General features: G+C 66.8%; 20 protein-coding genes. 16 read left to right on the forward strand and 4 right to left on the reverse strand.

Annotated elements, in window-relative coordinates; all coding sequences use genetic code 11:
• Positions 1-84: 84 nt before the first annotated feature.
• From WT53_RS15810 to WT53_RS15835, 6 genes are all read left to right on the forward strand, one after another.
• Positions 85-1,353 (forward strand): YeaH/YhbH family protein, encoded by a 1,269-nt coding sequence (locus WT53_RS15810; RefSeq protein ID WP_034207259.1) that lies wholly within the window; start codon positions 85-87, stop codon positions 1,351-1,353.
• On the forward strand, positions 1,350-3,029 hold the full coding sequence (locus WT53_RS15815) for a SpoVR family protein (RefSeq protein WP_060260546.1): 1,680 nt from the start codon (positions 1,350-1,352) through the stop codon (positions 3,027-3,029). The genes WT53_RS15810 and WT53_RS15815 overlap by 4 nt, the downstream gene beginning before the upstream one ends.
• A gap of 233 nt (positions 3,030-3,262) precedes the next feature.
• On the forward strand, positions 3,263-4,567 hold the full coding sequence (locus WT53_RS15820; protein WP_034207261.1) for an MFS family transporter: 1,305 nt from the start codon (positions 3,263-3,265) through the stop codon (positions 4,565-4,567).
• Between the two features lie 447 nt (positions 4,568-5,014).
• Positions 5,015-5,830 (forward strand): ABC transporter substrate-binding protein, encoded by an 816-nt coding sequence (locus WT53_RS15825; protein WP_034207262.1) that lies wholly within the window; start codon positions 5,015-5,017, stop codon positions 5,828-5,830.
• A gap of 94 nt (positions 5,831-5,924) precedes the next feature.
• The gene (locus tag WT53_RS15830; RefSeq protein WP_034207263.1) at positions 5,925-6,647 is read left to right on the forward strand and encodes an amino acid ABC transporter permease; all 723 of its coding nucleotides are present in this window, start codon (positions 5,925-5,927) and stop codon (positions 6,645-6,647) included.
• A 2-nt stretch (positions 6,648-6,649) separates the two neighbouring features.
• The gene (locus WT53_RS15835) at positions 6,650-7,372 is read left to right on the forward strand and encodes an amino acid ABC transporter permease (protein WP_034207264.1); all 723 of its coding nucleotides are present in this window, start codon (positions 6,650-6,652) and stop codon (positions 7,370-7,372) included.
• Positions 7,373-7,512: 140 nt separating this feature from the next.
• On the opposite strand, the gene WT53_RS15840 is transcribed toward WT53_RS15835, so the two are convergent.
• Positions 7,513-8,778, reverse strand: a complete 1,266-nt coding sequence (locus WT53_RS15840; protein WP_034207265.1) for a M23 family metallopeptidase — start codon at positions 8,776-8,778, stop codon at positions 7,513-7,515.
• A 322-nt stretch (positions 8,779-9,100) separates the two neighbouring features.
• Positions 9,101-9,763, reverse strand: a complete 663-nt coding sequence (locus WT53_RS15845) for a TetR family transcriptional regulator (protein WP_034207266.1) — start codon at positions 9,761-9,763, stop codon at positions 9,101-9,103.
• Between the two features lie 151 nt (positions 9,764-9,914).
• Here WT53_RS15845 and WT53_RS15850 point away from each other — a divergent pair, with 151 nt between their 5' ends.
• From WT53_RS15850 to WT53_RS15885, 8 genes are all read left to right on the forward strand, one after another.
• Positions 9,915-11,117: a MexX/AxyX family multidrug efflux RND transporter periplasmic adaptor subunit gene (locus WT53_RS15850; protein ID WP_034207267.1), complete on the forward strand. Its 1,203-nt coding sequence runs from the start codon at positions 9,915-9,917 to the stop codon at positions 11,115-11,117.
• Between the two features lie 15 nt (positions 11,118-11,132).
• Positions 11,133-14,273 carry a multidrug efflux RND transporter permease subunit gene (locus WT53_RS15855; RefSeq protein WP_034207268.1) on the forward strand — a complete coding sequence of 1,047 codons (3,141 nt, stop codon included), beginning with the start codon at positions 11,133-11,135 and terminating at the stop codon, positions 14,271-14,273.
• Positions 14,273-15,733: an efflux transporter outer membrane subunit gene (locus WT53_RS15860; protein ID WP_034207897.1), complete on the forward strand. Its 1,461-nt coding sequence runs from the start codon at positions 14,273-14,275 to the stop codon at positions 15,731-15,733. Before WT53_RS15855 ends, WT53_RS15860 begins: the two co-directional genes overlap by 1 nt.
• A gap of 849 nt (positions 15,734-16,582) precedes the next feature.
• The gene (locus WT53_RS15865; RefSeq protein ID WP_034207269.1) at positions 16,583-17,095 is read left to right on the forward strand and encodes a fimbrial protein; all 513 of its coding nucleotides are present in this window, start codon (positions 16,583-16,585) and stop codon (positions 17,093-17,095) included.
• Positions 17,096-17,217: 122 nt separating this feature from the next.
• On the forward strand, positions 17,218-19,668 hold the full coding sequence (locus tag WT53_RS15870) for a fimbria/pilus outer membrane usher protein (RefSeq protein ID WP_034207270.1): 2,451 nt from the start codon (positions 17,218-17,220) through the stop codon (positions 19,666-19,668).
• A 17-nt stretch (positions 19,669-19,685) separates the two neighbouring features.
• On the forward strand, positions 19,686-20,432 hold the full coding sequence (locus WT53_RS15875) for a molecular chaperone (RefSeq protein WP_034207271.1): 747 nt from the start codon (positions 19,686-19,688) through the stop codon (positions 20,430-20,432).
• Complete coding sequence (locus WT53_RS15880; protein WP_034207272.1) at positions 20,429-21,457, forward strand: fimbrial protein; 1,029 nt, start codon at positions 20,429-20,431, stop codon at positions 21,455-21,457. The genes WT53_RS15875 and WT53_RS15880 overlap by 4 nt, the downstream gene beginning before the upstream one ends.
• 85 nt (positions 21,458-21,542) lie before the next feature.
• The gene (locus WT53_RS15885; RefSeq protein ID WP_034207273.1) at positions 21,543-22,892 is read left to right on the forward strand and encodes a hypothetical protein; all 1,350 of its coding nucleotides are present in this window, start codon (positions 21,543-21,545) and stop codon (positions 22,890-22,892) included.
• A gap of 295 nt (positions 22,893-23,187) precedes the next feature.
• Here WT53_RS15885 and WT53_RS15890 read toward each other — a convergent pair whose 3' ends face one another.
• Together WT53_RS15890 and WT53_RS15895 are read right to left on the reverse strand one after the other, a co-directional pair.
• The gene (locus WT53_RS15890) at positions 23,188-23,832 is read right to left on the reverse strand and encodes a class I SAM-dependent methyltransferase (RefSeq protein WP_034207274.1); all 645 of its coding nucleotides are present in this window, start codon (positions 23,830-23,832) and stop codon (positions 23,188-23,190) included.
• Positions 23,833-23,874: 42 nt separating this feature from the next.
• On the reverse strand, positions 23,875-24,402 hold the full coding sequence (locus WT53_RS15895) for a DedA family protein (protein ID WP_034207898.1): 528 nt from the start codon (positions 24,400-24,402) through the stop codon (positions 23,875-23,877).
• 320 nt (positions 24,403-24,722) lie between these two features.
• Between WT53_RS15895 and WT53_RS15900 the strand changes: the two genes are divergently transcribed.
• Both WT53_RS15900 and WT53_RS15905 read left to right on the forward strand, forming a co-directional pair.
• Positions 24,723-25,388, forward strand: a complete 666-nt coding sequence (locus WT53_RS15900; RefSeq protein WP_034207275.1) for a response regulator transcription factor — start codon at positions 24,723-24,725, stop codon at positions 25,386-25,388.
• Positions 25,385-26,764: an ATP-binding protein gene (locus tag WT53_RS15905; protein ID WP_060260549.1), complete on the forward strand. Its 1,380-nt coding sequence runs from the start codon at positions 25,385-25,387 to the stop codon at positions 26,762-26,764. The genes WT53_RS15900 and WT53_RS15905 overlap by 4 nt, the downstream gene beginning before the upstream one ends.
• Positions 26,765-26,833: the final 69 nt, after the last annotated feature.

A 26,833-nucleotide genomic window follows, 5' to 3' on the forward strand; every position in this document is an offset into this window, starting at 1 on the left:
CTTTCAGAGGCGCCGCCCGCATGACGGCAGACGGCATGCGCGGCGAGTGCCCCGGCAGATCGACTTTCGAGCGGGAGACCGGGAGTGCTTCATCAAATCATCGACCGCAGGCTGGCCGGCAAGAACAAGAGCATCGCCAATCGCGAACGCTTTCTGCGTCGCGTCAAGAACTACATTCGTCGTGCCGTGTCCGACGCGGTGCGCGACCGTAGCATCAAGGATATCCAGAGCACGCAGAGCATCACGATCCCGCGCAAGGACATCGCGGAGCCGAATTTCCGGCACGCGCCGGGCGGGCGTCGCGAATACGTGCACCCCGGCAACGAGGACTACGTGCGCGGCGACAAGATTCCGCGTCCGCAGGGCGGCTCGGGCGGCGGCGGCAGTCAGGCGAGCAACGAGGGCGAAGGGCAGGACGACTTCGTGTTCGAGCTGTCGCGCGACGAGTTCATGCAGTACTTCTTCGACGATCTCGAACTGCCGCGCCTCGTGAAGACGCACCTGCTGACGGTGCCGAGCTGGAAGAACGTGCGCGCGGGCTGGTCGGCGGAGGGCACGCCGAACAACATCGACGTCGTGCGCTCGCTGCGCAGCGCGCTCGGCCGGCGCATCGCGCTCGGCTCGCCGCTCGTCAACGAGCTGCGCGAGCTGGAGGCGCGGCTCGAAGCGTTGAAGAACGACACCGAAGACCGCCGCGCGGAAATCGCGACGCTCGAAGCCGAGATCCATCACCTGAAAGGGCGCATCTGGCGGATTCCGTTCATCGATCCGTTCGACCTGCGCTACATCAACCGCGTGAAGCAGCCGCAACCGTCGAGCCAGGCCGTGATGTTCTGCCTGATGGACGTGTCGGGCTCGATGGACGAGCAGCGCAAGGATCTCGCGAAGCGCTTCTTCATCCTGCTTTACCTGTTCCTCAAGCGCAACTACGAGCGCATCGAAGTGGTGTTCATTCGTCACCATACGCGCGCCGAGGAAGTCGACGAAGATACCTTCTTCCATTCGACCGAAAGCGGCGGCACGGTGGTGTCGAGCGCGCTCGAACTGATGCGCAAGGTGATGAACGAGCGCTACTCGCCGACCGAGTGGAACATCTACGGCGCGCAAGCGTCCGACGGCGACAACTGGACTGACGATTCGCCGAAGTGTCGCAAAATCCTGGAAGAGGATATTCTCACCAAGACGCGTTACTTCGCGTATATCCAGGTCGCGCCGGAAGAGCAGAATCTGTGGCTGGAATACGCGCAACTGGCCCTGTCGCAACCGCATCTCGCGATGAAAAAAGTGGAATCGGCTGCGGACATTTACCCGGTGTTTCGCGAATTGTTCGAAAAGCAGGTGGAAATGTCATGACGACCCGCCATCTGCACAACGAGTCGCGCGGCTACGAGCCGCGCTCTTCCGGCGACGACACGGCCGGCCCTGCCGCACCGCAGCAACGCGTGCAGGCCGAACCGCCGCCGCCGGCCGCCGACTTGCCCGGTTCCGGGCAAAAGGAAGCGCGTATGAACGTTGCCGAACGCAAGCCACTGCCGTGCCCGTCCGACTGGACGTTCGAATTGCTCGAGGAATACGACACGCACATCTCGCAGGTCGCCGAACAATACGAGCTCGACATCTACCCGATCCAGCTCGAGCTGATCAGCGCCGAGCAGATGATGGATGCGTACGCGTCGGTCGGGATGCCCGTCAACTACCGCCACTGGTCGTTCGGCAAGCACTTCCTCGCGACCGAAAAAAGCTACCGCCGCGGCCAGATGGGCCTGGCCTACGAAATCGTCATCAATTCGAACCCGTGCATCGCGTATCTGATGGAAGAGAACACGATGACGATGCAGGCGCTCGTCATCGCGCACGCGGCGTACGGGCACAACTCGTTCTTCAAGGGCAACTACCTGTTCCGGCTGTGGACCGACGCGCACGCGATCATCGACTATCTCGTGTACGCGAAGAACTACGTCGCGGAATGCGAGGAGCGCTACGGCCTCGATCGCGTCGAGGAACTGCTCGACTCGTGCCATGCGCTGATGAACTACGGCGTCGACCGTTACAAGCGGCCGCAGAAACCGTCGCTGTCGAAGGAAGCGGCCCTGCGGCGCGAGCGCGAGGCGTACCTGCAGTCGCAGGTCAACGAACTGTGGCGCACGCTGCCGGGCAAGAAGCCCGAACTGACGGAGGAGCAGGAAGACCGCTATCCGCCCGAGCCGCAGGAGAACCTGCTGTATTTCGCGGAGAAGAACGCGCCGCTGCTCGAACCGTGGGAGCGGGAAGTAATCCGCATCGTGCGCAAGATCGGCCAGTATTTCTATCCGCAGCGGCAGACGCAGGTGATGAACGAAGGCTGGGCGACGTTCTGGCACTACACGCTGCTCAATACGCTGTACAACCAGGGGAAGCTGGAAGACGGCTTCATGATGGAGTTCCTGCATTCGCACAGCAACGTGGTCTACCAGCCGCCCGTCACGAAGCCGTACTACAGCGGGATCAACCCGTATGCGCTCGGTTTCTCGATGATGAGCGACATCCGAAGGATCTGCGAAGCCCCGACGGAAGAGGACTACAAGTGGTTTCCCGAGATCGCGGGCACGCCGTGGCTGCCGGCGATGCACTATGCGATGCGCAACTTCAAGGACGAGAGCTTCATCGCGCAGTATCTGTCGCCGAACCTGATTCGCGAGATGCGGCTCTTCTCGGTGCTCGACGACGACATGCGCGATTCGCTCGAGGTATCGGCGATCCACGACGATTCCGGCTATCAGTCCGTGCGGCAGGCGTTGTCGCGGCAGTACGACATCCATCATCGCGAGCCGAACATCCAGGTATGGGCCGTCAACACGCGCGGCGACCGTAGCCTCACGCTGCGTCACTTCATGACCGACAACCGTCACCTGTCGAACGACAGCGAGGAGGTGCTCAAGCATATGGCGCGGCTCTGGCAGTTCGACGTGTATCTGGAAAGCGTCGACGAGGCCGGCACCGTGCGCAAGCGCTACGAATGCCGCTACGTGCCGCCGGAAGTGCGCGTGTGATCGTCGCCAAGCGAAAATGTTTGCATCGGACGCCAGCCTGAGGGCTGGCGTTTTCATATGACGAACGCGCGGCCGGAGAAAAATTTTCTACATCCGGACGAACCCGGAGCGCTTGTTACTTTACATTTCGCTAAAATCCCGTAGCGCCGTGCGCCGGAACCGGTGCCACGTGCGACCGCACGCGGCGGCCCAGCCGTCTCGCCCAGAAAGCACTAAAAGGAACAGACCAACCCATGGACGTCCAGACCGACCAAGCTGCGCTGTCCGCGCATGACACCCGGCGGCGCGTGTTCGCCATCGTCGGCGCCTCGTCGGGCAACCTCGTCGAGTGGTTCGACTTCTATATCTACTCGTTCTGCGCGCTGTACTTCGCACCGGCATTCTTCCCGAGCGGCAACACGACGACCCAGCTGCTGAACACGGCGGGCGTGTTCGCGGCCGGCTTCCTGATGCGTCCGATCGGCGGTTGGCTGTTCGGCCGCATCGCCGACCGTCACGGCCGTCGCACGGCGATGATGATCTCGGTGCTGATGATGTGCGGCGGCTCGCTCGTGATCGCGGTGCTGCCGACCTATGCGCAGATCGGTGCGCTCGCGCCGGCGCTGCTGCTGGTCGCGCGCCTGTTCCAGGGGCTCTCCGTCGGCGGCGAATACGGCACCAGCGCGACTTACATGAGTGAAGTCGCGCTGAAGGGGCGGCGCGGCTTCTTCGCGTCGTTCCAGTACGTGACGCTGATCGGCGGCCAGCTGTGCGCGCTGCTGGTGCTCGTGATCCTGCAGCAGACGCTGTCGGCCGGCGAGCTGAAAGCGTGGGGCTGGCGCATTCCGTTCGTGGTCGGCGCGGCGGCCGCGCTGATCTCGCTGTACCTGCGCAAGTCGCTCGACGAGACGTCGACGAGCGCATCGCGCGACAAGAAGGACGCCGGCACGATCCGCGGCGTGTGGCAGCACAAGGGGGCGTTCTTCACGGTGGTCGGCTTCACGGCCGGCGGCTCGCTGATCTTCTACACGTTCACGACGTACATGCAGAAGTACCTGGTCAACACCGCCGGCATGCACGCGAAGACGGCCAGCAACGTGATGACCGTCGCGCTGCTCGTCTACATGCTGATGCAGCCGGTGTTCGGCGCGCTGTCGGACAAGATCGGCCGCCGCACGTCGATGATCCTGTTCGGTGCGTTCGCGGTGATCGGCACGGTGCCGCTGATGCATGCGCTGAAGGACGTGACGAGCCCCGTGGCTGCGTTCGTGCTGATCACGGTCGCGCTGGCGATCGTCAGCTTCTACACGTCGATCAGCGGCCTCATCAAGGCCGAGATGTTCCCGCCGGAAGTGCGCGCGATGGGGGTGGGCCTGTCGTATGCGGTCGCGAACGCGATCTTCGGCGGCTCGGCCGAGTACGTCGCGCTGTGGTTCAAGTCGATCGGCAGCGAGGAAACCTTCTACTGGTACGTGACCGTGCTGTGCGCGATCTCGCTGATCGTGTCGTGGCGCATGCGCGATCCGAGCAAGGAAGGGTATCTGCGCCACGAGCCGTGATCGGATGCGCGTCGCGCGTACTTGCACGATGACGAACGTCCGGTCGGTTGGCGGTTTTTTTGCGGCGTGTGATGACACGTGCGGCGAAATCCGCTGTTCGACCCGGCACGTGCCGGCACGAGCGTGCCGCGTCATATCGATATGGAAATCGATTCGTTGTCCACGGCGCGCGATTTCCTTAATCTGACTGCGTAGTTCGTGTGACACCTCCTTGACTGGGATTCGCGCCCGCTGCTTGCAGCGGGCGTTTTTTTATGCGGCAGCGCGTGCCTGCAGCCCGCGCGCCTCATCACGAAACCCGCAGAGCAAAGCACCATTTGTTGGTTCGAATTCGCCGCGCGCGCTGATACGTTAGCGGCTTCGCGACGACACACTTCGTCGCGATGTTCTTCGAACCGTGCCGCCGCGCGATCCGCGGCGGCCTCCATAACAAATCAGGTCGTGCTCATGAAAATCAACACGCTCGCTACGTGGCTCATCGGGGTCGCGCTCGTTACCGCAGGCACCGTCGCGCATGCGGACCGTCTCGACGACATCAGGAAGGCCGGCGTGCTGCGCGTCGCGACGTTCGACAGCAATCCGCCGTTCGGCTATGTCGACGCGAAAAGCAACCGCATCGTCGGTCTCGACGTCGATTACGCGAAGGCGTTGGCCGACAAGCTCGGCGTGACGCTGCAACTGCAACCGACCAACCCCGCGAACCGCATCCCGTTCCTGACGTCCGGCAAGGTCGATCTCGTGCTCGCGAATTTCACGATCACCGACGAGCGCGCGAAGCAGGTCGACTTCAGCATTCCGTATTTCTCGTCGGGCCAGCAGTTTCTCGCGAAGAAGGGCGTGCTGAAATCGGCCGACCAGTTGAACGGCCTGCGCGTCGGCGCGGACAAGGGCACGACCAACGAGATCACGCTGCGCGAGAAATTCCCGAAGGCGACGATCGTCGCGTACGACGACACGCCGTTCGCGTTCGCCGCGCTGCGCGCCGGCAACGTGCAGGCCATCACGCAGGACGGCCCGAAACTGATCGGCCTGCTCGCGAACGTGCCCGACAAGCAGAACTACGAGATCCCGGCGTTCACGATCTCGAACGACTACATGGGCGTCGGCGTGCCGAAAGGCGAGACGCGCCTGCTCGGCTTCGTCAACGACACGCTGAAGGGGCTCGAGGCGAGCGGTCGCGCCACGCAGATCTACGACGCATGGTTCGGGCCGACCACGAAAACGCCGCTCACGCGCATTTTCCGTATCGGCGACAAGACCTGAGCGGTATCGCACGTGCGCCGCGACCGGCCTGAACATCGGCCGTGCGGCGCTTTTTGTTTTCATCCGAACGTGCGCTTCGTGCGCGCGCCACAGCATGCTCGGGTTGGCTCCCAAATATCTGTTCTGGCTCGGGCAGGGCTTCCTGCTGACACTCGGCCTCGCGGTCGCGTCGGCGATCGCCGCGACCGTCGGCGGGCTACTGCTCGCCGTGATGCGGCATGCGCGCGGCAGGGCGCCGCGCGCGGTCGCCGCCGCCTACGTCGTCGCGTTCCGCAACACGCCGCTGCTCGTGCAGTTGCTGTTCTGGTATTTCGGCGTCGCGTCGTTGCTGCCCGATACGTGGATCGCGTGGCTCAACGCGCGCCATGCGGCGAGCGTGGGCCCGTTCACGCTCGCGTGGCCGTCGTTCGAATTCGTCGCGGGCTGGGTCGGCTTGAGCGCCTATACCGCGGCATTCGTCGCCGAGGAATGCGAGGCCGGCCTGCGCGGCGTGCGACGTGCGCAACACGATGCGGCGGCCGCGCTCGGCCTCACGCCGATGCAGTCGCTGCGCTACGTGGTGCTGCCGCAGGCCGTGCGCATCGCGCTGCCGCCGCTGTTCGGCCAATACATGAATCTCGTGAAGAACTCGTCGCTCGCGATGGCGATCGGCGTCGCCGAGCTGTCGTATGCGTCGCGCCAGGTCGAGACCGAAACGTTCAAGACGTTCGCCGCGTTCGGCGTCGCGACGTTGCTGTACGTCGCGGCGGTGGCCGCGATCGAGGCCGGTGCGTATGCGGCCACGCAATGGCGCGACCGGCTCGGAGCGGGGCGCTGACGATGGATCTTTCGCTGCTCGTCTCCAATTTGCCGTACCTGCTCGTCGGCGCGTTCCCGGACGGTCCGCTCGGCGGCGCCGCGCTGTCGCTCGTGCTGGCGCTCGCGTCCGCGATCGCGTCGGCCGGGCTCGGCGTGGCGCTTGGCGTCGCGATGGCGCTCGCACGCGGTCCGGCGCGCGTGCTGCTGCTCGCATTCATCGGCTTCTTTCGCGCGATTCCGGTGCTGATGCTGATCTTCTGGACGTATTTCCTGATGCCCGTGCTGCTGCACATGGACGTGCCGGGGCTCGCGACGGTCGTGTGCGCGCTGGCGCTGGTCGGCGGCGCGTATCTCGCGCATGCGGTGCATGCGGGGATCGTCGCGGCGGGCGACGGGCAATGGCAGGCCGGGCTGTCGCTCGGCCTCACGCGTTGGCAGACGGTGCGCTACGTGCTGCTGCCGCAGGCGATCCGGATCATGACGCCTTCGTTCGTCAACCAGTGGGTCGCGCTCGTGAAGGACACGTCGCTCGCGTATATCGTCGGCGTGCCGGAACTGTCGTTCGTCGCGACTCAGGTGAACAACCGGCTGATGGTGTATCCGGCGCCGATCTTCCTGTTCGTCGCGGCGATCTATCTGGTGCTGTGCACGTCGCTCGACGGTGCGGCGCGTTGGTTGCTGTCGCGCCGTCCGAGGGCGCAGCGCATTGCGCAGGCGGCGGAGCGCACCGAACCCGCGCGGTGACGGCATGCCGCCCGATGCAGGCGGCGGATTTCCGGTGATGAAGATAGGTGGCCGCGTCGCCGCTGGTCGAGCGGCGACGGGCGTGAGCATGCTGCTGTGGTCGCGGTGCGCTTCTTGGCGTGCGTGCCGGCGTTCGCGCGTCAGGACGCGCTGTAATGCGTATCGAACACCGCGCGCAGCGTCGACGAACCGATCGCGAAATCGCCCCACAGCGGCCCGTCGTTCTGCGCGAACGCGAACGGCGTCGTACTGATCGACGCGAGGCGCAAGCGCCATTGCGCGGCTTCCTGGCGGAACGCGGTGAGCTGCATGTCGGACAGCGCCGTCTGCGCGCTGGCCAGCGTGACGAGCGGATCGACCGGCTCGTTCGCGACTCGCACCTCGAAATGCAGGTGCGGGCCCGTTGCGGCGCCGGTCATCCCGACCGAGCCGATGCGCTGGCCTTGCTTCACGGTTTCGCCGACCTTCAGCCCGCGCGCGAACGCGGACAGGTGCGCGTAGTAGGTCGAATAGCCGTCCGCATGATCGACGATCACATAGCGGCCGTAGCCGCCCGGATCGGTGCCGACGAACGACACGACGCCGTCGGCGGCCGCATCGACCGGCGTGCCGCTGGGCGCGGCGAGGTCCACGCCCGTATGGAACGCCATCGCCTGCGACAGCGGATGGATGCGCTCGCCGAAGAACGAGCTGATGCGCGTCCACTTGACCGGCATCGTGAACGCGGCAGCTTCGAGCGGCGAACCGTCGAGCGTGTAGTACGCCCCGTGCTCGGCGCCCGGCGCGCGAAACCAGATCGCGCCGAACGTGCGGCCGGCGACGCGCAGCTCGAGCGCGGTGAGGCGCGGCGTGCCGTCGTTCGTGTCGAACGCGATGCGGTAATAGTCGCCGCGCTGCGCACTCGCGCGCATCGCGACCTTGCCGGTGACGAGATCGCCGAGCTGGATGCGCACTTCGGGCGGCACGTCGAGACGGTTCAGCGTATCGGACAGCGTGAGCTCGATGTCGCCCGCGCGCATCCCGTGCTGGGGATCGGGCGACGCGAACTGGAACAGGCTCGCGTAGCCGAGCATGTCGTTGCGATGTGCGCTGAGCGGCGCGAACAGGCCCGGCTGCAAGCTGCGATCGGGGCGATCGACGTGTTCGTTGCGCTCGCCGATCGTGCGGGCGAGCTCGCTCGTCACGAAATGCTGCGCGGTGGGAAACGGCGTATCGGACAGCACGCGCTGCGGCAGCGCGGCCGTGCCCGAGTCGACGGCGCCCGGCAGTTGCGACACGGCCGGCAGGGCGGCGGCGAGGCCGAATGCGGCGAGCGCACCGAGCACGGCGGCCGGCACGAGCGCGCGCACGGCGCGCTGCGCACGACCGGGCGCGGCGGCATCAGGGGTTGCGACGGACTTGACCAAGGTGTCCACATCCAGGAAAGCGGTTCAAAGGGGTGTGGGCGAGGGCCGCCGGCGGCACATCGTCGAACTGCGACGGGGCGGGCGGCGGGCGTGCAACAAAACAGGCCCCGCCAGGGGCCTGTGTCGTTTCCGTTCGACCCAACGCGCGGGGCGGGCCCGCTTCGAACGGCGGCGTGCATACCGGGTCGAACCCGGTTATCACGCAGACGCTAAAGAAAGATGACAGCGTCAGTCTACCGATGTTCCGCGAAACGTTAAAAATTTTAAAGGGGGTCGGTTCGTTCGTTTCGTACTGCGGTAAATCGGGTTAAATCAGCATTTGTTACGATGATTTTGGTCGGTCAGGCAATTTTTGCGTGCGGCGGCGCAGGGCGGCGGAGGTGCGGACGGCGTCGAAGCCGGCATCGAGCATCGCCTCGGCGTCGTTCCACAGGTTGCCGCGCAGCCGGTTGGTCCAGATCATCGATGCGAACACGCCTTCGAGCAGCGACACGAGATAGACGGCGGCCAGATGCACGTCGAGATCGGCGGCCACTTCGCCGGCCGCGATCGCGCGACGCAGCAGCGCCTTGGTGATGCGCAGCATCTGCAATTCGAGCAGCATGCGGCGCCGCTGCAGCGCACCGTTTTCCTCGCTCTGCTCGCACTTCGTATAGAGAATCACCAGCACGCGCTGCATCGGGCCCGGCTCGCCGCATTCCTGCAGGTAGTGCGACGCGGCGCGCCGCAGCGTCGCGAACGGCGGCAGGCCGTCGCCCGCGTCGAAGCCTTCGGAGGTGCGTGCGAACGCGCGGTCGCACATCGCCAGACACACTTCCATCTTGTTGCGGTAGTGGCCGTAGACGGCGCCCCGCGACATCCCGGCGGCCTCGGCGAGGTCCGCCATCGCGGTTTGCGCGACGCCGCGCTCGAGCAGCACGAGCTCGGCGGCGTCGAGGATCCGGTGCTTGATGGCGAGCGATTCTTCCCGGGTCTTGCGGGCCATGTCGTGAAATTCCTTACAGTTCGCTGTCGTTTTATTGAGACAGTATGTGAGCCGGATTGAAGTCGCCTGTATTTAATCAGTCGTGACTGATTATAATCGGCCACCCTGAGCCGCCGCATTGTATCGGCGGCGAGTGATCCGAGGTCAGAACATGAATAACAAACGCACCCTGTGGCGCCGCCTGCGGCTGGCGCCGTTCGCGCTCGCGGCCCTGCTGGCCGTGGCCGGATGCGGAAAGGGCGGCAAGAACGCCGCGCCGGAGACCGCGAAGCAGGCCACCGTCGTGACGGTACGCCCGACGGCCGTGCCGATGACCGTCGAGCTGCCGGGCCGGCTCGACGCGTACCGGCAGGCGGAGGTGCGCGCGCGGGTCGCGGGCATCGTCACCGCCCGTACCTACGAGGAAGGCCAGGAAGTGAAGCAGGGCGCGGTGCTGTTCCGCATCGATCCCGCGCCGCTGAAGGCCGCCCGCGACGCCGCGCAGGGCGCGCTCGCGAAGGCGCAGGCCGCCGCGCTCGCGGCGACCGACAAGCGCCGCCGTTACGACGACCTCGTGCGCGATCGCGCGGTGAGCGAGCGCGACCACACCGAGGCCGTCGCGGCCGACACGCAGGCGAAGGCCGAGGTCGCATCCGCGAAGGCCGAACTCGCGCGGGCCCAACTGCAGCTCGACTACGCGACCGTCACCGCGCCGATCGCGGGCCGCGCACGGCGCGCGCTCGTGACCGAGGGCGCGCTCGTCGGCCAGGACCAGGCGACGCCGCTCACGACCGTCGAGCAGCTCGATCCGATCTACGTGAACTTCTCGCAGCCGGCCGCCGACGTCGACGCATTGCGTCGCGCGGTGAAGAGCGGGCGCGCGACGGGCATCGCGCAGCACGACGTCGCGGTGACGCTGCTGCGCGCCGACGGCACCGCGTATCCACTGAAGGGCAAGTTGCTGTTCAGCGATCTCGCGGTCGATCCGACCACCGACACCGTCGCGATGCGCGCGCTGTTCCCGAATCCGGAGCGCGAGCTGCTGCCCGGAGCGTATGTGCGGATCGCGCTCGACACGGCGGTCGACCGGCGGGCGATCCTCGTGCCGCGCGACGCGCTGCTGCGCACGGCCGACCGGACGTCGGTGCGCGTGGTCGGTGCGAACGGCAAGGTCAAGGACGTCGAAGTCACGGCCGACCAGATGAGCGGCCACGACTGGCGCGTCACGCGCGGCCTCGCGGGCGGCGAGCGCGTGATCGTCGACGACGCCGCGCAGTTCGCGCCCGATACGGTCGTCAAGCCCGTCGAGAAGGCGCCGCCGTCGAAGGCGGCGCCGGCAGCGGCCGCTTCGCAGGCGGCCGCCCGTCAAACCTGACCGGTTCGAACCAACATGGCACGTTTCTTCATCGATCGCCCCGTCTTCGCGTGGGTGATCGCCATCTTCATCATGCTGGGCGGCCTGTTCGCGATCCGCGCGCTGCCCGTCGCGCAGTATCCGGACATCGCGCCGCCCGTCGTCAGCATCTATGCGACGTACCCGGGCGCGTCCGCGCAGGTCGTCGAGGAATCGGTGACCGCGCTGATCGAGCGCGAGATGAACGGGGCGCCGGGGTTGCTGTATACGTCCGCGACGAGCAGCGCCGGGGCGGCGTCGCTGTACCTGACGTTCAAGCAGGGCGTGAACGCCGATCTCGCGGCCGTCGAAGTGCAGAACCGGCTGAAGACGGTCGATGCGCGCCTGCCCGAGCCCGTGCGCCGCGACGGCATCCAGGTCGAGAAGGCCGCCGACAACATCCAGCTCGTCGTGTCGCTGACGTCCGACGACGGCCGGATGACCGACGTGCAGCTCGGCGAATACGCGTCGGCGAACGTCGTGCAGGCGCTGCGTCGTGTCGAGGGCGTCGGCAAGGTGCAGTTCTGGGGCGCCGAATATGCGATGCGGATCTGGCCCGACCCGGTGAAGCTGGCCGGGCACGGCCTCACCGCGTCGGACATCGCGTCGGCCGTGCGAGCGCACAACGCGCGCGTGACGATCGGCGACATCGGCCGCAGCGCAGTGCCGGACAGCGCGCCGATCGCGGCGACCGTGTTCGCGGACGCGCCGCTGAAGACGCCGGCCGAGTTCGGTGCGATCGCGTTGCGCGCGCGGGCCGACGGCTCCGCGCTGTTCCTGCGCGACGTCGCACGCATCGAATTCGGCGGCAACGACTACAACTATCCGTCGTACGTGAACGGCAAGGTCGCGACCGGGATGGGCATCAAGCTCGCGCCGGGCTCGAACGCGGTAGCCACCGAGAAGCGCGTGCGCGCGACGATGGACGAGCTGTCCGCGTACTTCCCGCCGGGCGTGAAATACCAGATTCCGTACGAGACGTCTTCGTTCGTGCGCGTGTCGATGAACAAGGTCGTCACGACGCTGATCGAGGCCGGCGTGCTGGTGTTCCTCGTGATGTTCCTGTTCATGCAGAACCTGCGCGCGACGCTGATTCCGACGCTCGTCGTGCCGGTCGCGCTCGCGGGCACGTTCGGCGTGATGTACGGGGCCGGCTTCTCGATCAACGTGCTGACGATGTTCGGGATGGTGCTCGCGATCGGCATCCTCGTCGACGACGCGATCGTCGTCGTCGAGAACGTCGAGCGGCTGATGGTCGAGGAGGGGCTCGGGCCGTACGACGCGACCGTCAAGGCAATGCGGCAGATCAGCGGCGCGATCGTCGGGATCACCGTGGTGCTGACGTCGGTGTTCGTGCCGATGGCGTTCTTCGGCGGCGCGGTGGGCAACATCTACCGGCAGTTCGCGCTGTCGCTCGCGGTATCGATCGGCTTCTCGGCCTTTCTCGCGTTGTCGCTGACGCCCGCGCTGTGCGCGACGCTGCTCAAGCCGGTGTCCGGCGACCACCACGAGAAGCGCGGCTTCTTCGGCTGGTTCAACCGCTTCGTCGCGCGCGCGACGCAGCGCTACGCGACGCGGGTCGGCACGATGCTGAAGAAGCCGCTGCGCTGGCTCGTCGTGTACGGCGCGCTGACCGCGGCGGCCGCGCTGATGCTCACGCAGTTGCCGAGCGCGTTCCTGCCGGACGAGGACCAGGGCAACTTCATGGTGATGGTGATTCGCCCGCAAGGCACGCCGCTCGCGGAAACGATGCAGAGCGTGCGCGAGGTCGAGTCGAGCATCCGCCGTGACGAGCCGACCGCCTATACGTATGCGCTCGGCGGCTTCAACCTGTACGGCGAAGGGCCGAACGGCGGGATGATCTTCGTCACGCTGAAGAACTGGAAGGAGCGCAAGGCCGCACACGATCACGTGCAGTCGATCGTCGCGCGCGTCAACGAGCGCTTCGCGGGCACGCCGAACACGACGGTGTTCGCGATGAACTCGCCGGCGCTGCCCGATCTCGGTTCGTCGAGCGGCTTCGACTTCCGGCTGCAGAATCGCGGCGGGCTCGACTACGCGGCGTTCAGCGCCGCGCGCGAGCAACTGCTCGCGGCGGGGCACAAGGATCCGGCGCTCACCGACCTGATGTTCGCGGGCACGCAGGACGCGCCGCAACTGAAGCTCGACATCGATCGCGCGAAGGCGTCCGCGCTCGGCGTGTCGATGGACGAGATCAACACGACGCTCGCGGTGATGTTCGGCTCCGACTATATCGGCGACTTCATGCACGGCACGCAGGTGCGGCGCGTGATGGTGCAGGCCGACGGGCTGCACCGGCTCGATCCGGACGACGTGCGGAAGCTGCGCGTGCGTAACGCGCGCGGCGAGATGGTGCCGCTCGCGGCGTTCGCGACGCTGCACTGGACGCTCGGGCCGCCGCAGCTCACGCGCTACAACGGCTATCCGTCGTTCACGATCAACGGCTCGGCCGCGGCAGGCCACAGCAGCGGCGAGGCGATGAGCGCGATCGAGCGGATCGCCGCGACGCTGCCGGCCGGCATCGGCCATGCGTGGTCGGGGCAATCGTTCGAGGAGCGGCTGTCGGGCGCGCAGGCGCCGATGCTGTTCGCGCTGTCGGTGCTCGTCGTGTTCCTCGCGCTCGCGGCGCTCTACGAGAGCTGGTCGATTCCGTTCGCGGTGATGCTGGTCGTCCCGCTCGGCGTGATCGGCGCGGTGCTCGGCGTGACGCTGCGGGCGATGCCGAACGACATCTATTTCAAGGTGGGGCTGATCGCGACGATCGGGCTGTCCGCGAAGAACGCGATCCTGATCGTCGAAGTCGCGAAGGATCTCGTGGCGCAGCGCATGCCGCTCGTCGACGCGGCGCTCGAAGCCGCGCGCCTGCGGCTGCGGCCGATCGTGATGACCTCGCTCGCGTTCGGTGTCGGCGTGCTGCCGCTCGCGTTCGCATCGGGCGCCGCGTCCGGCGCGCAGAGGGCGATCGGCACGGGCGTGCTCGGCGGCGTGATCACGGCGACCGTGCTCGCGGTGTTTCTCGTCCCGCTGTTTTTCGTGATCGTCGGCCGCCTGTTCGACGTCGGCCCGCGCCGGCGCGGCGGGTCGCGGCCGGCGACGATGGAGGGTTCGCAACCATGATGTTTGCGCTGAACGTATGCGCCGCGCGGCGGGCTCCGGTCGCGCTGGCCGCTGCACTCGCGCTCGCCGGCTGCTCGCTCGCGCCGCGTTACGAGCGTCCGGCGGCGCCGGTGCCGGCAAGCTATGCGCCGCTCGACGGCAGTAACGCGCCGGCGGCCGAACCGGCCACGGCGCAGGATGCCGCGTTGCTCGACGACTGGCATGCGTATTTCACCGATCCGGCGCTGCAGGCGTGGATCGATGCGGCGCTCGCGAACAACCGCGACCTGCGGATCGCGGCCGGCCGGCTCGAGGAAGCGCGCGCGTTGTACGGCGTGCAGCGCGCGGACCTGATGCCGTCGGTCGATGCGCAGCTCGGCTATGAGCGCGCGCGCCAGTACGATCCGGTCGTGCGCGAAAGCGCGATCAGCGGACTGTATCGCGCGGGCGGCGGCGTCAGCGCGTACGAGCTCGACCTGTTCGGCCGCGTGCGCAACCTGTCCGATGCGGCGCTCGCCGAATACTTCGCGACGGCCGACGCGCAGCGCACGGTGCGCATCGGCGTGATCGCCGAAGTGGCCGGCGCGTACGTGTCGGAGCGGGCGCTGCACGAGCAGCGGGCGCTCGCGCAGCGCACGCTCGACGCGCGCGAGCGGATCGCCGAGCTCACGCAACGCCGCTATGCCGCCGGCACGAGCGACGCGATCGAGCTGCGCTCGGCCGAGATGCTGGTCGCGTCCGCGCGCGCGTCGCAGGCCGCGCTGCAGCGCGAGCATGCGCAGGCCGTGCGGGCGCTGCAACTGCTGGCGGGCGATTTCGCGCGCAACGTGCCCGCTGACGCGACCGCGCTCGACACGCTGTCGATCGCGCCCGTGGCACCGGGCGCGCCGAGCGAATTGCTCGAACGGCGGCCGGACATCCGCCAGGCCGAGGCACGGCTGAAAGCCGCGAACGCGAACATCGGCGCGGCGCGCGCGGCGTTCTTCCCGCGCATCGCGCTGACGACCGACTACGGCTCCGTGAGCGACGCGTTCTCGAACCTGTTCGCGGCCGGCACGAGCGTGTGGACCTTCGCGCCGCGCATCACGCTGCCGATCTTCGCGGGCGGACGCAATCGCGCAAACCTCGACGTCGCGAACGCGCGCAAGGACATTGCGGTCGCCGAATACGAGAAAGCCGTGCAGACCGCGTTTCGCGAAGTGGCCGATGCGTTCGCCGCGCGCGACTGGATCGACCGGCAGCTTGCCGCGCAGCAGGACGTGTATGCGGCAGACGGCGCGCGGCTGAAGCTCGCGGAGCGTCGTTATGCGGGTGGCGTCGCGACCTATCTCGAACTGCTCGACGCACAGCGCAGCACGTACGAGTCGGGGCAGGAGCTGATCCGGCTCCGGCAGCTCAGGCTCGCGAACGCGATCGCGCTGTATCGCGCGCTCGGCGGCGGCTGGGCGCCGGCATCGGCGGAGGCCGCGGCTTCCGCGTGAGATGGGCGATGTGTTGCCTGGCGCCGCAGCGTGCCGGGCAACACGACGGCGGCTGCACGATTCGATGTGCGGTCGTCACTTCGACGGGGCGTGCCGCCCACCGTACCGCCTTGCGCCATCGGCGCTTCTTTTGCCGGCCCGCGCATCGTTCTCATCTCCCGGCCGCGCGCAGCGGCGGCTTCTGCTGCCGCCCGCATCCATAGACCCATCGTGTCGTCCGCCTGCGCAAGCACGTGCCGCGTCTCTTCGTTTCCCATTTCATCGAATCCGGCATGCCATGCGTGTTCCGGCGACTGCGCATGCTGCCGATTCCCGATCGGTAATTGACGATCGAATTAATCAATGTATTGGAATCAATGGCGGCGGCAAAGTGTCGCAGTAAAACGTTTGTATGCTTTTCGCAATCGTTTGCGCGATAAATCCATATTGATAAGATTCCACCGTTAATTTCCTGTCAGTTGAAAATGATTCGATATTCGTGTTGCGATCGGACAACGATGGCGGCACTGGACAATGTTTTGTCCTTTGATAGGAGGCCGCGCGCAAGCCGGTGCCGACGAGGAGGGATATGACAGAGACGATTATCGGCAAAAAATTCCCTTAATCTTCAAGCGCTTCCGGAAAATCAAAAAGGAGTGCGGATAAAGGATCCGGAATTGAAAGTCAAAAGGAATGAATGAGCTCCTAGAGGAGTGAATCGAACATTGTCAGATGCATTTGACAATGATTTACAGAAATCTTTCGTTGTTATCTCGATAATGCCGCCTCGTGTCGGACGGGAGCCACCACACGCTACCGTTTGTGTCCGCCACGTCGTCCATTCCATTTGCACTCCTTACGGGAAACGTCATGAAAAAATCTCTCCTGACCGCCGTCGCACTCGCGGCCCTGTCCACCTCGGCCTTCGCGGCGGGCACCGGCACGATCAACTTCACGGGCGAGATCGTCGCGGGCGCATGCGGCATCGATGCGAACTCGGTCAACCAGACCGTGCAGCTCGGCAAGGTGCCGACCAACAAGTTCAAGCAAGCCGGCGACAAGTCGGACCCGGTGTCGTTCGACATCAAGCTGACCGACTGCGACACCAGCATCGCGCAGAACGCGTACTTCACGTTCACGGGCACGTCGAGCGCCGGCCAGCCGAAGCTGCTCGCCACGATCGGTTCGGCAACCAACGTCGGCATCCGCCTGCAGTCCGCGTCGGGCGAATACCTCGACAACGGCGCCGAGCAGAAGGCGCCGACGCTGCTGCAGAACGGCACGAACACCGCGCGCTTCGCGGCGATGTACGAAGCGACGGCAGCCGGCGTGACGCCGGGTACCGCCGACGGCGTCGCGAACTTCACGGTCCGCTACCAGTAAGCGTCCGTACCGGAGGAGGGAGGCGTGCGTCCCTTCCTCCTTCGTCTTTCCTCCCGTTTTCCTTCTCCCTGGACTCCCGGTAGCGCCGCGTGCGAATCAGACATTCCTTCCTTTGCGTCTCCGTGCTGGTCGTCGGCAGCCAGAGCCATGCGACGGAATTCAATTCGTCGTTCCTCGACATCGACGGAACGAGCAACGTCGACCTGTCGCAGTTCTCGCAGCCGGACTTCACGTTGCCCGGCGAGTACATGCTCGACGTGCAGGTCAACGACCTGTACCTCGGACTGCAGCCGATCGAATTCGTGACCGTCGATGCGACGGGCGCGGGCAAGCCGTGCCTGCGACCGGAGCTCGTCGCGCGGTTCGGCCTGAAGCCGTCGCTGGTCAAGGATCTGCCGCGTTTCCGGGGCGGTTGCGTCGACCTGGCTGCGATCGAAGGGGCGACCGTGCGTTACCTGAAAAGCGACGGGCGGCTCAAGATCACGATTCCGCAGGCCGCGCTCGAATTCACCGATTCGACTTACCTGCCGCCGGACCACTGGTCCGAAGGGATTCCCGGCGCGATGCTCGACTATCGCGTGATCGCGAACACGAACCGCAACTTCGGTGCGGCCGGCGGGCAGACGAACGCGATCCAGGCCTACGGGACGGTCGGCGCGAACTGGGAGGCGTGGCGCTTGCGCGGCGACTACCAGGCGCAATCGAACGTGGGTAACACGGCGTACGCGGATCGCACGTTCCGCTTCAGCCGGCTTTACGCATTTCGCGCGCTGCCGTCGATCCAGTCGACGGTGACGTTCGGCGACGACTACCTGAGCTCGGACATTTTCGACACGTTCGCGCTGACGGGCGCGTCGATCCGCAGCGACGACCGCATGCTGCCGCCGTCGCTGCGCGGCTATGCGCCGCTGATCTCGGGCGTGGCGCGCACCAACGCGACCGTGACCGTGTCGCAGGCCGGCCGCGTGCTGTACGTGACGCGCGTGTCGCCGGGCGCGTTCGCGCTGCAGAACATCAACACGAGCGTGCAGGGCACGCTCGACGTCGCGGTCGAGGAAGAGGACGGCAGCGTGCAGCGCTTCCAGGTGACGACCGCCGCCGTGCCGTTCCTCGCGCGCACCGGACAGTTGCGCTACAAGGCCGCGGTCGGCAAGCCACGCCTGTTCGGCGGCGCCGGCATCACGCCGTTCTTCGGTTTCGGCGAAATCGCGTACGGCCTGCCGTTCGACATCACCGCGTATGGCGGCTTCATCGCGGCGTCGGGCTACACGTCGGTCGCACTCGGCGTCGGCCGCGATTTCGGCGCCTTCGGCGCGGTGTCGGCCGACGTCACGCACGCGCGGGCGCGCCTGTGGTGGAGCGGCGCGACACGCAACGGCAACTCGTATCGCATCAACTATTCGAAGCACTTCGACGGGCTCGATGCCGACGTGCGCTTCTTCGGCTACCGCTTCTCCGAGCGCGAGTACACCAACTTCGCGCAATTCTCCGGCGATCCGACGTCGTACGGCCTCGCCAACAGCAAGCAGCGCTATTCGGCGACGATGTCGAAGCGCTTCGGCAATACGTCGACCTATTTCTCGTACGACCAGACGACCTACTGGGCGCGTGCGTCCGAGCAGCGGGTCGGCCTGACGCTCACGCGTGCGTTCTCGATCGGCACGCTGCGCAACCTGAACGTCAGCGTGTCGGCATTCCGCACGCAGAGCGCGGGCGCGAGCGGCAACCAGTTCTCGGTCACCGCGACGCTGCCGATCGGCGGCAACCACACCGTCACGTCGAACCTGACGACGGGCAGCGGCAGCACCAGCGTGAACGCCGGCTACATCTACGACGACCCGGCCGGCCGCACGTACCAGGTCAATGCGGGCGCGACCGACGGCCGCGCGTCGGCGAACGCGAGCTTCCGCCAGCGCACGTCGGCGTACCAGCTCACCGCGCAGGCGTCGACGCTCGCCAACGCGTATGCGGCCGCGTCGCTCGAAGTCGACGGCTCGTTCGTCGCGACGCAGTACGGCGTGTCCGCGCACGCGAACGGCAATGCGGGCGATACGCGGCTGCTGGTGTCGACCGACGGCGTGCCCGACGTGCCGCTGTCCGGCACGCTCACGCATACCGACTCGCGCGGCTACGCGGTGCTCGACGGCATCTCGCCGTACAACGTGTACGACGCGACCGTCAACGTCGAGAAGCTGCCGCTCGAAGTGCAGGTCACGAACCCGATCCAGCGCATGGTGCTGACCGACGGCGCGATCGGCTTCGTGAAATTTTCCGCGGCGCGCGGCAGCAACCTGTACCTGACGCTGACCGACGCGGCCGGCAAGCCGCTGCCGTTCGGTGCGTCGGTGCAGGACGCGGCGAACGGCAAGGAACTCGGCATCGTGGGCGAAGGCGGCGCGGCGTTCCTGACCCAGGTTCAGCCGAAATCCACGCTGGCGGTGCGGGCGGCCGAACGGACGCTCTGCACGATCGACGCACTGCCGAATTCACTCCAACTCGAAGGCACGCCGATTCCGCTGACGTGCCGGACACCCGGCGAGCCGCATGCGGCGGCCGCACGGGGCGAACGATGATTTCCATGGATCCAGCGATGAAGAACGTTTTCTCCCTTGCTTTCCCGCGGCGCGCGCTGTGCGCGTTCGCGGCCGTCGGTGCGGTGCTGGCAGGCGCCGCGCATGCGGCGATCGTGCCCGACCGCACGCGCGTGATCTTCAACGAAGGCGAGCAGGCCGCGATCGTGACGATCGCCAACAAGAGCACGACGTATCCGTATCTCGTGCAGTCGTGGCTCGAGGATGCGAAGGGCAACAAGATCACGTCGCCGCTGATGGTCGTGCCGCCGCTGCAGCGGGTGGAGGCGAACGAGCGCAACGTGCTGCGGATCGCGAAGCTGCCCGGCGCGCAGTTGCCCGCCGATCGCGAAACGGTGTTCTACCTGAACATCCGCGAAGTGCCGCCGAAGACCGACACGCCGAACACGCTGCAGATCGCGCTGCATACGCAGATGAAGCTGTTCTATCGGCCGAAGGCCGTGCAGCCCGCGCGCGACGAGGACTGGACGCTGCCGATGACGCTGCGGGTGGATGCGGCCGCGCACAAGCTGGTGTTCGACAACCCGACGCCGTACCACGTGACGGTGGTCGACGTGAGCGCGGGCGCGCAAAAAACGCCGGTACCAATCGAGCCGACGATGGTGAGCCCGATGAGCACGGCCGACGTGCCGTTCAAGGCGGCGACGCCGTCGACGCTGTTCGTCACGCATGTCGACGATTACGGCGGCCAGGTGGCGGTCGAGTATGCGTGCGAGGCCGGTGTGTGCAAGAGCGTGAAGAAATGAGCGGGGGCGCTCGAAGCGGGGCGGCGACGCGAACGCCCGGGTGGCTCCGGTGGTGGGTGCTCGCGCTGTTCGTCGCGTTTGCGCAGCCGGCGTGGGCGTTGAAATGCGTCGCGAACGGCAGCGGCATGTCGCTGACCGAATCGATCGGCAACGTCGCGTCGTATCCGACCGACGCGCCGGACGGCTACGTGATCTGGGTTTCTCCGCCGCGCACGACGACCGGCTATTGCTACAAGGATATTCCCAGGCTGCAGAACTTCCCCGAGCAGGTTTACTTCTACGCGAATCCGGCGATGCAGAATCCGGCTGCATGGGGGCTCGAAGTCGGCATTCGCTACGGTGGCGAAGACCATTACGGGCGCGGCAACCTGCAGGGCGATCGCATCGATACGGGCAGCTCCGTCGGTGTGTGCCATTTGAGCGATTGGGAGGTCGGGCAAGGGCGGTGCCCCAAGGTGCCGATCAGCATCACGTATCAGATCGTCGTGCGCAAGCGCGGAACGTGGGTGACGCCGCCGTCGGACGTCTACGCGGTGTTCCAGTTCGACGGCGAGCGCGGGCTGAACAGCAACGGGAGCTTCCGTTACTACCTGAGCGGATTGCAAAAGCTCAAGCCGACGCCATGCACGGTCGACGTGCTGGTGACGCCCGAGCCGGGCATCGTCAATTTCGGGCAGGTGCAGACGTCCGGCAACGGCTTCCTGCCGGCCGTGCCGCGCCGGCGGTTTTCGCTGTCGCTGACGAAGAAATGCAGCATCCCGGTGCGCGTCGACGGTTACTTCGAAGCGACGAAAGGCATTGTGCAGAACGGCTTGCTGGTGCCTGACAGCAAGAGCAACTTCGGCATCGGCCTCGAGGACAGCCAGGGCAAGGCGATCGAGTTCAACAAGCAGTTCACGCTCACGCAGTTTCCGGCCAACGTCACGAATCAGAGCGTGTTGCTCGATGCGGTGCTCAAGTCGTTCGGACCACCGAAGATCGGGCCGTTCGATGCGGCCGCAACGATCCGGATTTTCCTGTATTGAGCGTTGTGCGGCATGACCGGCGTGCGCCGCGGCAACGTGCCGCCTGCGCGGGATTTTCATCAATGTACTGACGGAGGAGAAGGAGATGCATCCGAGACGGAGTGTCGTCGCGGCCGTGCTGGCCGTGTCGGCAATGAGCGCGGCTCACGCGCAGACGGTATCGGCCGGCGGTTATTCGCTGACGGTGATCGGCGACCTGGGTGGGCCGCGCGACGTGCGGTACAACGGCTATGCCGTCAGCGCGGACGGCAAGACGATCGTCGGTTCCTACTGGAGCGACGCGCAGCCCGGCAATGCGATGGCCTTCTCGTGGTCGGCCGCGACGGGCTGGCAGCGGCTCGCCGCGCCGGCGAACGCCTATGACGCGCTGGCACGGACGGTGTCGGCCGATGGGCGGGTGATCGGCGGCTCGATCAGCGCGCGCCAGGCGGAAAGCAGCAACCTCGATCGCTGGGCGGTGCGATGGCCCGGCGACGGTCGCACGCAGAAACTCGTTCCGGATACGGCGGGCCGGGACGCATCGGTCGAAGTCGCGAACCTCGGCGGCACGAGGATGAGCGGCAGCTTCACGACGACAGGCGGCCGGAATGCACGGTTCATGTGGGACCAGCCGAGGGGGTTCCGCGCGTTGCCGTCAGGCGGCGACTATATCGTGCAGCTCCTGTCGATGACTTCGTCCGGGAATGCGGCAGTCGGGTTCGCCGGCAATGTCGACGGCGTGTATGGCTCGCGTGCGCTCCTCTGGACGGAACGAATCGGCGAACGACTGTTGCCGACGATCAACGCAGGCGCGGCCAGAATGGATCTGGCCCATGGCGTGACCGAAGACGAACGGACGATCGCCGGCTCGCTTGGCACCCTGGTGGTCTCGCCGGATGGACAACGGGTCGACTCGGAGGCCGTGCTGTGGACGAACGGTGGCGACAGCATCCGGCGGCTCGGTTTTCTCGACGGCGACGACAGCAGCTACGCGTTGTCGATCAGTACGGACGGACAGGTCGTCGTCGGTAGCTCGAGCAACGGCCAGACCGGTGTCGAGCGCGTCTTCGTGTGGACGCCGCAAAGCGGCATGCGCAGCCTCGTTGCGTTGCTCGAAGCGGCCGGCCTGTCGGTCGGCACGCTGAGCCTGACCAACGTGATCGGCGTGAGCCCCGACGGGCAGACCATCACGGGGCAGGGCTATCGCGAAGACGATCCCGACGGGCGGCCGCAGTTCTGGCAAGTGCACATCGATGCGGCAACACTGCGCGCGTTGCGGCCGGCGAGCCCGGGCGCCGACGCATTGCGGGTGCGGACGATGCAGCCGAAGGCGAAGGCGGCGTCGCACACGCTGGCGGTGCGGCCGAACGCAGCGATGCAGCAAAGCGTCTGCCGTCTGCCCGTCATCCCCGCGCGGCTCGCGCCGTGCCGGCTGCGGTCGTCGGCCGCACGCTAGCGAGCATGGTCACATGCCGGCGAAGCGATGAAACATGGCGCCGGTTTGCGGCGCCTTGTTGCGTCTACCGCACCCAGCGGCACATCTGGCGATGAGGATGCTCGAAGTGACGCACCCGGTGCGGATGGATTTCGGCGAGGACCCGCGGGAGCACGGCAGCCACCATGACGACGGTTGCTGTTCAGCGATACCGCTGTCGGTCCATTGACCGGGATCGGCGCGACCCGAGCGAACGCGCGCGGCCCGTCGCCGGGGCAACGCCCGGCAGCACGAACAGCCGGGCTGTGTCTCGGCCCTACGAAGCCGTTGCTCGAGCAACCTCATCCAGCGACGGCTTCGCACCGACCCGGTGCCGGCCGACCACCTCACCCAGCCGTTCGAACCGATACACGAAGGCCGGCGGAAAATTCATCCACGCGACCCCGACCCGCACCGCGCGAACGCGCATGGCTTCCAGATAGTGCGCGGGAATCGGGCAGCGCGGCACATAGGTGAACTGATGGAACGCGCCACCGGCAGCCAGATGGCGCGCAAATGCGCACTGCACGATCGCGACGGCTTGTTCGACCGGCATCGCGACGAGCGGCAACCCGCTCACGATCGCGTGCGCGCGCTGCCCGCCGAAGAAGTCGCCGGTCGTCCCGAGCTCGGCCGCATCCATCTGCATCACCCGCAACGCCGGAAATTGACGCCGCAGCGCGTTCGCGAACGCGGGATCGGCTTCCACCAACACCAGCCGCTCGCTCGCGACGCCGCGTGCGAGCAGCGCGCGCGTGAACACGCCGGTGCCGGCGCCGAGTTCGATCACGGACGCGCCGTCGCACGGCACCTGTGCGGTGATCAACGCGGCGAGCGCCGGACCGGACGGCGCGAGTGCGCCGACCCGGCGCGGATTGCGCCACCAGCTACGCAGAAACAGCATCCATTCGGGGATTCGCATCGACAGGCTCCTGGAGGGTCGATCGGTCAATGACAGGCGCGGCTAGGCGACCGCTTGCGCGGCGAGATAGCCGGCCGTGATGAACAGCGTGTTCCATAGCGCAATGCCGGCCGCGGCGCCGGACGCGAAACGCGTGAAGCTCGTTTCCAGCAATCCGGCGAGCGCCGGCGCGACGAGCCGGACGAACGGCACCAGTTGCGACCACAGGGCGAGCCGCGTGGGCCGCGCGCGGATGTTTTCGATCAGTGCGTCGATTCTGGCGGGCTGCAGCCGGCCCAGCGGCGCGAGGCGGCGCAGCAGGGTCAGCACGCTGTCTTCCGGCCACAGATTGCCGAGCGCGTAATGAAAGAGGCAGCCGGCGAAACTGCCGAGCACCGTGACGACGATCGCTTCCGGCAAGGTCCACGCGCCTTGCGCACCGGCGATGCCGATCATCGCGAGCAGCACGTGCGACGGCAGCACGGGAATCAGTCGTTCGATCAGCGACAGCCCGGCGAGGCAGACGATGCTGTTGGTGCTGACAAGGCTCAGCGCGAGGCCGAACGGGACGAGCGTGGCGAACTGGTTCATCGCGCGGCTCCCGTGCGACCCGTGCACGACGAGCACGACGAACACAACGGACACAACGGACACAACGGACACGACGCGTGCGGCCTTCCATGCCAGAATGGCGCGCACCGGCCCGGCGCGAAGGTGGCGCGCCGCGCCGTCTTGCATCGCAGCAACGAAATCGAAGAACGGAACACGGTCATGGCGGGCCTCTCTGGAAAGCGCCGGATGCATTGCGCCGGCAATGCGGCGATCGATGCGCATCGTGGCCCCTCGGCTTTAAGAAGTTTTTAATCGCGGTCCGTCAGGCTGACGACCTCGCCAATCGAGGAGCGATATCGATGCATATCCTGCTAGTGGAAGACGATGTGATGCTGGCCGACGCCGTGCGGGCCGGCCTCGCGCAGAACGGCTGGCGCGCGGACTGGTCGGCCGACGTGCCGGCGGCGCGGCTCGCGCTCGTCGGGCACGACTACGACGCGGTGCTGCTCGACCTGCAACTGCCGGGCGCGTCCGGTTTCACGCTGCTGGCCGCGATGCGTGCGAACTACGATGCGACGCCGGTGCTGATCGTGACCGCGCGCGATCAGTTGAGCGACCGTATTCGCGGCCTCGACGCCGGCGCCGACGACTATCTCGTGAAGCCGTTCCAGCTGGACGAGCTGTATGCGCGGCTTCGGGCGCTGACGCGCCGCAGCCAGGGGCGCGTGTCGGAGCGGCTGGTCTGCCGCGATGTCCATGTCGATCCGGCGCGCCGGGAAGTCACGCGCGCCGGCGAACCGGTCGCGTTGAGCATCCACGAATACCGGACGCTGCTCGCGCTGATGGAGCGGCAAGGGCGAGTCGTCACGCGGGCGCAGCTCGAGGAGCGCGTGTACGGCAACGACGGCGCAATCGAAAGCAACACGATCGCGGTGTACATCCATCAATTGCGGCGCAAGCTCGGCGACGAGCTGATCGTGACGGTGCACGGCTTCGGCTATCGCGTCGGGGAGGGCACGGCATGAGGTCGCTGCGCGTACGCCTGCTCGCGACCGTGATGGCGACGGTCGTCGTGTTCTGGGCCGGCTGGGGCGCGTTTCTCGGCATCGGCCTGTGGCGCGAACAGCGCGGCTGGCGCGACGGCTTGCTCGAGGGCGCCGCGCAACTGCTGCTGTTGTCGTTGCCCGATACGATCGATCGCCTGCCCGAAGTGCGCACGCAGGCGGTGTTGCCGAAAACGGCGTACGGCAAATACGACGTCGCGTTCCAGATCTGGGTCGACGGCCGCAATGTCATGCACAGCGCGGATGCGCCGGGACCGGCGCTCAAGCCGGACATGCGCAATGGCTACGGCGTGAGCGCCGGGCGCGGTATCGCACGCGACGAGACCTGGCGGGTCTATTCGCTGTCGGATCCGGCCGGCCGGATTCACGTGCAGACCGGCGGGCCGGCCACGACCTGGCAGGAGAAGGCCAGCAATGCGGTGCAGCTCGGCCTGTTCAATACGGCGGTGATGCTCGCGATGCTGGGCGTGGCGATCTGGTGGGGGATCCGCTGGTCGTTCGGGCCGGTGCGCGAGGTTCAGCGGGCGATCCAGCACAAGGCCGCGTTCGATTTTTCGCCGTTGCCGTTGACGATGCTGCCGCGCGAACTCCGGCCGCTCGTCGAATCGTTCAATCGGCTGCTCGCGCGGCTGAGCCAGGCCGTCGATACCGAGCGCCGTTTCATCGGCGATGCGGCGCACGAATTGCGCATTCCGCTGGCAGCGTTGTCGGCGCAGGCGGAAGTGGCATTGCGGGCGGATGATCCGACGGACAAGGACGCCGCGCTGCGCCGGCTGGCAACGGGCGTCGAGCGCAGCGCGCGGCTGTCGGCGCAATTGCTCGAGCTGGCGCGGCTGGATGCCGGCTCGCGTGCGGAGCAGCATGGGCCGGTCGACCTGGCACGGCTCGTTGCGCTGATCGCGAGCGACTTCGATGCGGCCGCGCATGCGCGCGGGCAGACGGTGCGAATGGCGGTCGAGCCGGTATGCGTGTGGGGCGACCTGAACGAAATCGCGATCGCGGTGCGCAACCTGATCGACAACGCGCTGCGTTACGGCCGTGAAGGCGGACGGGTCGAGATCGCATGCGATGGCGTTACGGATGCAGGGCGGGTCGGATTGCGGATCGCGGACGACGGGCCGGGCGTGCCGATCGATCAACGCGGGCGAATCTTCGAACGCTTCTACCGGGTGCCGGGCACCGCGCAGCCGGGAAGCGGCATCGGCCTGTCGCTGGTCGCGCGCATCGCCGAGTCTCACGGCGGAGCGGTCGACGTGACGTCCGGTATCGACGGGCGCGGGCTCGCGGTGATCCTGTCGTTTCCGATCTGGCTCGCGCCGGAGCGGTGGCAGCGCTAGCGTGGGCGCCGCGTCGCGTCGACCACGAAAAAAGCGCCGGCAAGCGGCGCTTTCTCGCATCGGCTACGC

Source organism: Burkholderia sp. MSMB2157WGS (assembly GCF_001532755.1).
Taxonomy (GTDB): Bacteria; Pseudomonadota; Gammaproteobacteria; order Burkholderiales; family Burkholderiaceae; genus Burkholderia.